Annotated in this window: 4 protein-coding genes and 3 pseudogenes; 2 read left to right on the forward strand and 5 right to left on the reverse strand. The window is 57.0% G+C overall.

The window, feature by feature from the left end:
• The first annotated feature begins 181 nt into the window (after positions 1 to 181).
• A pseudogene (locus tag JQK88_RS35020) lies at positions 182 to 772 on the forward strand (IS1595 family transposase).
• Positions 773 to 834: 62 nt separating this feature from the next.
• On the opposite strand, the pseudogene JQK88_RS35025 reads toward JQK88_RS35020, so the two are convergent.
• From JQK88_RS35025 to JQK88_RS37325, 5 genes and pseudogenes are all read right to left on the reverse strand, one after another.
• Positions 835 to 1,047, reverse strand: a pseudogene (locus JQK88_RS35025) (aldehyde dehydrogenase family protein); the annotation flags it as partial.
• A gap of 369 nt (positions 1,048 to 1,416) precedes the next feature.
• Positions 1,417 to 2,043, reverse strand: a complete 627-nt coding sequence (locus JQK88_RS35030) for an aspartate/glutamate racemase family protein (RefSeq protein WP_246750186.1) — start codon at positions 2,041 to 2,043, stop codon at positions 1,417 to 1,419.
• Positions 2,044 to 2,476: 433 nt separating this feature from the next.
• Positions 2,477 to 2,620: a hypothetical protein gene (locus JQK88_RS35035; protein WP_203281127.1), complete on the reverse strand. Its 144-nt coding sequence runs from the start codon at positions 2,618 to 2,620 to the stop codon at positions 2,477 to 2,479.
• Between the two features lie 373 nt (positions 2,621 to 2,993).
• Positions 2,994 to 3,335 (reverse strand): Lrp/AsnC ligand binding domain-containing protein, encoded by a 342-nt coding sequence (locus JQK88_RS37320; RefSeq protein ID WP_312037397.1) that lies wholly within the window; start codon positions 3,333 to 3,335, stop codon positions 2,994 to 2,996.
• Positions 3,326 to 3,523 carry an Lrp/AsnC family transcriptional regulator gene (locus tag JQK88_RS37325; RefSeq protein ID WP_312037398.1) on the reverse strand — a complete coding sequence of 66 codons (198 nt, stop codon included), beginning with the start codon at positions 3,521 to 3,523 and terminating at the stop codon, positions 3,326 to 3,328. Before JQK88_RS37325 ends, JQK88_RS37320 begins: the two co-directional genes overlap by 10 nt.
• A 131-nt stretch (positions 3,524 to 3,654) precedes the next feature.
• Here JQK88_RS37325 and JQK88_RS35045 point away from each other — a divergent pair.
• Positions 3,655 to 6,038, forward strand: a pseudogene (locus JQK88_RS35045) (thiamine pyrophosphate-binding protein).
• Positions 6,039 to 6,269 lie beyond the last annotated feature (231 nt).

The following is a 6,269-nucleotide window of genomic DNA, read 5'->3' on the forward strand; positions in this document are numbered from 1 at the left end:
GAAGCGCCTGCGCGAAGCCGACAAGGCCGCCGATCAGCAGGCCGCCTGACCTTCACGCATCGCCATCATAGAGCCCGCCGCGCCCACGCGCGCGTGCCAATCATGCGGCCTTCGTCGTATGCGTACGATCGAGATCGTCCATTCCATCGCCATCGTCGTTTCCTTAAACAAGGGGACGTTGATGCCCAGTCCACTCTCGACAAATCAGACCGCTCGGCTGTGCGAACATTTCGTTGCGGGTACGCCAGCGCGAACCGCTGCTGATCTGGTCGGCGTCAACAAGAATACCGCAGCCCTATTCTACCATCGGCTCAGGGAGATAATCGCCTTCCAGATCGAAGATGAATCGCCGATTTAGGGTGAGATCGAGGTCGATGAGAGCTATTTCGGTGGTCGTCGAAAGGGCATGCGCGGGCGCGGCGCAGCGGGCAAGGTGGCTGTCTTCGGCCTCCTGAAGCGCAGCGGCCGGGTCTATACGAAGATGATCCTGGACTCTCGGCGAACTACACTCATTCCTATCATCCAGGCCAAAGTCGAGCCCGATTCCATCGTCTTTTCAGACTCTTTTCATGCCTACGACGTCCTCGACATCGCCGGCTTCCGACATCATCGGATCAATCACCAGAAGACGTTCGTCATCGCGTCGGGAAGCCACATCAACGGCATCGAGAATTTCTGGAGCCAGGCCAAGCGGCATCTGCGTCGATACAACGGAATCCCACGCCAGCTCTTGCAGACCCTCAAGACCTGGATCAAACTCTCAATCTCCTAGGACAGCCCCTTATGTTTTATCCTTAACCCTTGCAACAGTGCCGGTATTCAAAACGTTGCAACACAACCCGCTGGCACGCTCGGCCGGATTTTGCGGGCTACCATCGATGCGGGAAAATTCCATGGCGTAATCGTGCCAACAACGCCGATCGGCTGCTTGATCACCAGCAGCCGCCGATCGGTCGAGGGAGCGGAGATCGTCTCGCCATAGATGCGATTGGCCTCTTCGGCGTACCATTGCAGATACGCCGCCGCATGCGATACCTCCGACTTGGCAGGCGATCGATAGCGTCATCAGGCCGGCATGATTGTCTTTGTGGCCGACGAGTGACAGGCTGAATCCCTTAATCGTATACCTCGCCGACGTCATCACCTGCATCGTCGCCGGCCACCAACAAAGCTGGATCGATGATCTGCTACCCGTGGCCTGAAACCAGCGGTCACCACGTGATGGCGTTGCTCACGCTTTCCTGGGAAAGAATCGGTTGAAAGGATCCTGGCCAAGATCTTCAAATCCCAATATTCTTATCGGCGCGCTGTAGAAATTCGGTTGTCTTTCGGCAAACCCCATCGGGATTTGATGTTAAATGTGCATAGTCGTTCATAGCTAATTCCCATACACACCGAAGGCCCTCAAATAATGTTTCATTGATCAACAACGATTTCGACCTGCCCCCCTCGCCAATTTGGAATATGCTTCTGACCTAATGCCACCTTTAACGCGTATTGAGCCAGCAGGCGGGTCGAGTCCAAAATTGGCAAAGGCGATTGCTCGGCTGAAATAAGCAACGGAATCTCCGTGCAGCCGAGCACAACAGCATTGCAACCTTCCTTTTGTAATCTGCCAATAATATCAACATATTTCTTCATCGTCGGTTCTTTCACAATGCCATTGCATAGTTCGGAGAAGATTGTATGATTAATGTAATGACTATCTTCATGATTCGGTGCAATAGCTGCGATATTTCTTCGCCGAGCAGCCTCGTAGTACATCGACTTAGACATTGTCCATTTTGTGCCTAAGATACCGAGCTTCGAGTAACCTTTCCGCACCGCCTCCGAGACGACCACATCGGCGATATGAAGTCCAGGTAGAGGCAATTCTGGGCCGGCTGACTCAAGGGCTAGGTGAGCGGTGTTGTCCGGACATACGAAAAAATCACATCCTGCCGCCTTGAGGCGCTCTGCCGACAACAACAGTCTCGCGCGGATCGGCTGTAGACTTTCAAGCTCCCAATCCGCCAAGCTAGCCCCCATGGGAATTACGCTCATTGTAACCTCGGGATGCATATGATCCCCCAGTTCTGACGAGCCTCCGTGGCAAATCTCTAGATAGCAGAGAGAAGATCCTTCAGCGCTATGCGCGACAATCCCAATATGCTTCATTCTAACGCTCACTGTTGAGTTGGTCGAGGGGCGAGCCGCACCACGCCCGGTTGCCGCGGATCTTGCGCATCTCCCGATCGGAGAGCGACGATAGACGACTTTTTGGAAAGGTAATACACTTGGAAAGCGGAACGTGTTCACCAAACTGCGCCGGCTGCTGAAATGGATGCTGCAAATACCGCGAGGTAAGGGGAGACATATGCGACGCGTTGCGAGCCAAATGCGCGAACGGAAGCCACAATGCCGGTGAATGGGTCGGCTACAAACGCGTTCCGATGAACATTCCGGATGCGCCGGCGCAACTCATCGGGACCGATGATCATCGCGGCAGAGGTGCATCAAGGGCGATGACATCCGAAGGGCGCAGGCTGCTGATCTGCAGCACCGCGATGGCTATGTCGTCGGTTTCTTTCCGAAGCACTCCCATGGTGACCGCCTGAATTTTCTGCCGCGCGGCCAGCACGCGAATTCTTAAGCGGCCACCCCGGGCAAATCGAGCATGGCGTCCGCCCCCATGGGACAAAGTCATTTGAAATAACCACCATTCGATATGCGCGCGCGAACCAAAGCCACTGCCCAGCGTAATCTACATCTTTAAAAGCAGCGGTCAGTGGGCAGTTCGAGCGAAGATTCCATAGACATGTGTAGAACCGGTCATTGAAATTCCGCGCCCTAGGCCGGAGCGGTGGGCGGGTTGGACAGCTACTGCATGTCCCGGCTATTCTCAAGTTGATGACCTTAGCTTAGTTGTGATCGCAGTGTGAGCCTTGGCGGTGAACGGTCGAGGGGGCGTAGATCCACGCCTGTCCTAACTAGCTATAGTCTGCCGTGCTATTTCAGGGCGGTGCGGCTTGGCGCAGTGGGCTTGCGCCACGACATTGGTAGGCCGATAGGCTCGCGCGGGCGCTGGGGTCAGGGATGCGCTGCACGATGCCCGATGCCGAAGATTTTACACGCCTGAGCGAAACCGAAGACTGGATGGAGGCGATACCGGGAACCTTAGTCAGCGTCCCTGTCAGAAATATCTCATACTCTTTCAACCCGGGAGTCAAAACTCGAAGGAGATAGTTGTTGTCGCCCGTCATTAGCCAACAGTCGATAACTTCAGGATGCTTCATGATCTCGGTTTCGAAGGCGACGAGTGCGGAATTGATTTGGCGCTCCAATTTCACAGACATGAAAATCGCGACTGGCAGACCCAGTTTTCCTCGTCGAGTGTCGCTGAGTAGCCCGTGATGATCCCCTCGGATTCCAATCGGCGCAGGCGTCTTAGGCATGGGGACGGGCTGAGGCCTACCTTTTCGCTTAGCTCCTGGTTCGTCAGTCGTGCATTGGCCTGCAATTCACGCAGCATCTTGCGGTCCATCCAACTTGGCAGATGTCATCTGTATTCCGATCCATGTGTGGCAGTTTCTGGCGCTAACTTGTCAAGCGGAGAGGAAACAGCGCCAGAAGCGCGGTAAATTGCCAAGAAACACAGCAAGAGAGAACCGGTGAATGGCCAAGGCAACCCGTGACCTCAAAACGCTCCTGCGACTAGAAAGGAAGACTCTCTGGCTCGCCTGCTGGATGACCGACCAGGCGAACCGGCGCGAGAAAGTTGGCGGCCACCAGGCATCTTCGGCCTCGATGGTGTCGCTAATGACTGCGCTATATTTTGATGTGTTGCGGCCGCAGGATCGCGTCGCTGTCAAGCCTCATGCATCACCGGTCTTTCATGCGATCCAATATCTGATGGGCAATCAGACACTTGAGAAGCTGCAGAACTTCCGCGGCTATAACGGTGCTCAGTCATACCCTAGCCGCACGAAGGATGTGGACGATGTCGATTTCTCGATGGGCTCCGTCGGACTCGGTGTCGGGATCACGCCGTTCGCATCATGATCCAAGACTACATCGCCGCCAAAGGCTGGAGCGCTACCGGTGATAAACCCGGCCGAATGATTGCGCTGGTCGGCGACGCTGAACTCGACGAGGGCAATGTCTACGAGGCGCTGCAGGAAGGCTGGAAGCGCGACTGCGCAATTGCTGGTGAATTATTGACTACAACCGCCAGAGTCTCGACGGTGTCGTGCGCGAGGGTCTCTGCGATCGAATAGAGACGGTGTTCAGGGCATTCGGCTGGGATGTCGGCACGCTCAAATTACGGCGCATTGCAGCGTGCTGCCTTCGAAGAGCCCGGCGGCGAGGTGGTCAGGGAATGGATCGACGCCTGCTCGAACCAGCTCTATTCGGCGCTGTTATTCCAGCGCGGCGCCGCCTGGCGCAAGCGCCTGCTCGACGATCTTGGCGACCAGGGCAATGTAAGCGTGCTGATCGATCGGCGCTCCGATGACGAACTGTCGGAGCTAATGAACAATCTCGGCGGACACTGTCTCGAGACGCTGATCGAAACCTTCAACGGAATCGACCACGACCGTCTTCATAGCCTACACCGTAAAGGTTATGGCACGCCGCTCGCCGGCCACAAAGACAATCATTCTGGGCTGATGGCCTCTGCACAGATGCAGGCCTTCCAGGAACAAATGAAGGTCCGGCCGGCCCGCGAATGGGAGCGGTTCGAGGGGCTGGACGGCTCAGCGATAGAGATACAGGCCTTCCTCGACTCCGTGCCGTCCTTTGCTAAGGGTCACCGACGCTACCGCGCGGAGCGCGTCGACATTCCGCAGACCGTTGCCGTCAGCCCGGCCGCGGTGCGCGAGGAGATCTCGACCCAGGCCGCCTTCGGCCGCATGCTCGATGCGATCGGCAAATCCGACAGCGAACTCGCCGCCCGCAGTGTCACGACCTCGCCGGACGTGACGGTTTCGACCAATCTCTTACCGTGGGTTAATCGCCGCCGGTTGTTCGCGCGTCGGGAACTCGCTGACGTCTTCCGCGACCAGCGCATCCCGAGCGCCCAAAAGTGGGATTTCTCGCCTGAGGGCCAGCACATCGAGCTCGGCATCGCCGAGATGAATCTGTTCTTGTTGTTGGGCGCGGCTGGGCTTTCCCATTCCCTGTTCGGCGAGCGGTTGCTGCCGATCGGTACGCTCTACGATCCCCTTTGTGTCGCGTGGCCTCGATGCCTGAACTATGCGTGTTACCAGGATGCCCGCTTCATCGTCGTCGGCACGCCGTCTGGCGTTTCGCTTTCGAGCGAGGGCGGCGCGCATCAGTCAATCGCTCAGCCGCTGATCGGCATGAGCCAGGACGGGCTGACGAGCTTTGAGCCGGCCTTCGCCGACGAACTTGCAATCGTCATGGGGTGGCCTTCGACTACCTGCAGCGTGACGGGATAGCGATCCCGACGAACGCACATGGCTGCGCGACGAGACCGGCAGCTCGGTTTACCTTGGCCTCAGCACCCGTCAGATTGAGCAGCCGGGCCGCAAACCAAACCCACATTTCGCCCAAGAGGTGATCGATGGCGCGACCTGGCTGAAGGAACCCGGGTCCAATGCCGATCTCATCATCGCCTATCAGGGGACGGTCGGAACCGAGGCCATTGCAGCGGCGGGCATGCTATCCGACAGGCGGCGCGACATCGGCGTCCTATCCATCCCGTCGGCCGATCGCCTTAATGCCGGTTGGCACGCCGCCCAGCGCGAACGTGCCCGGGGCAATCTGCACGCACTGAGTTATGCTGAGCGCCTTGCTAGGCAATTGCCGCGCCACTGCAAGATTGTCACCGTCATTGACGGCTACCCAGCAACGCTCTCATGGCTGGGTGGGGTGATGGGTCACAAGACAGTCAGCCGTTGGGTCGAGCATTTCGGCCAGCCGGCCCATTAAGCGATCTTTATCAGCACTACGAAATCGATGCGGTATCCATCGCTGACACCGCGTCGAGTCTGACAAGTGCGAAGTCTGAATACGTTCCTAAAATGAAAGCCCTCTAAGGGAAAATTGGCACGGCGAAAAATGAGGTTTTGTCGCACCTATTCGGTAAGCTGATGCAGGCTTGACGGCACTTCGGTTTCTTAGGAGCCCGTCTTGTTCAAAAGGGGACTGTCAGGATTTCCGTGTACGGGCGGGCGGTTGAACATTATGCCGCCATGGCCCTGATGAAGCGCTCACCGAAGATTACGGCGAACTGGGCCTTTGCCATGGACCATTCACGTGGCGGCATT

This window comes from Mesorhizobium caraganae (assembly GCF_016836705.1).
Taxonomy (GTDB): domain Bacteria; phylum Pseudomonadota; class Alphaproteobacteria; order Rhizobiales; family Rhizobiaceae; genus Mesorhizobium; species Mesorhizobium caraganae.

Coding starts and splice junctions, on each gene's coding strand:
- JQK88_RS35030 (WP_246750186.1), bottom strand. CDS start 2,043: ATGAGCGTAATTCCCATGGGGGCTAGCTTGGCGGATTGGGAGCTTGAA.
- JQK88_RS37320 (WP_312037397.1), bottom strand. CDS start 3,335: ATGTCTGTGAAATTGGAGCGCCAAATCAATTCCGCACTCGTCGCCTTC.
- JQK88_RS37325 (WP_312037398.1), bottom strand. CDS start 3,523: ATGGACCGCAAGATGCTGCGTGAATTGCAGGCCAATGCACGACTGACG.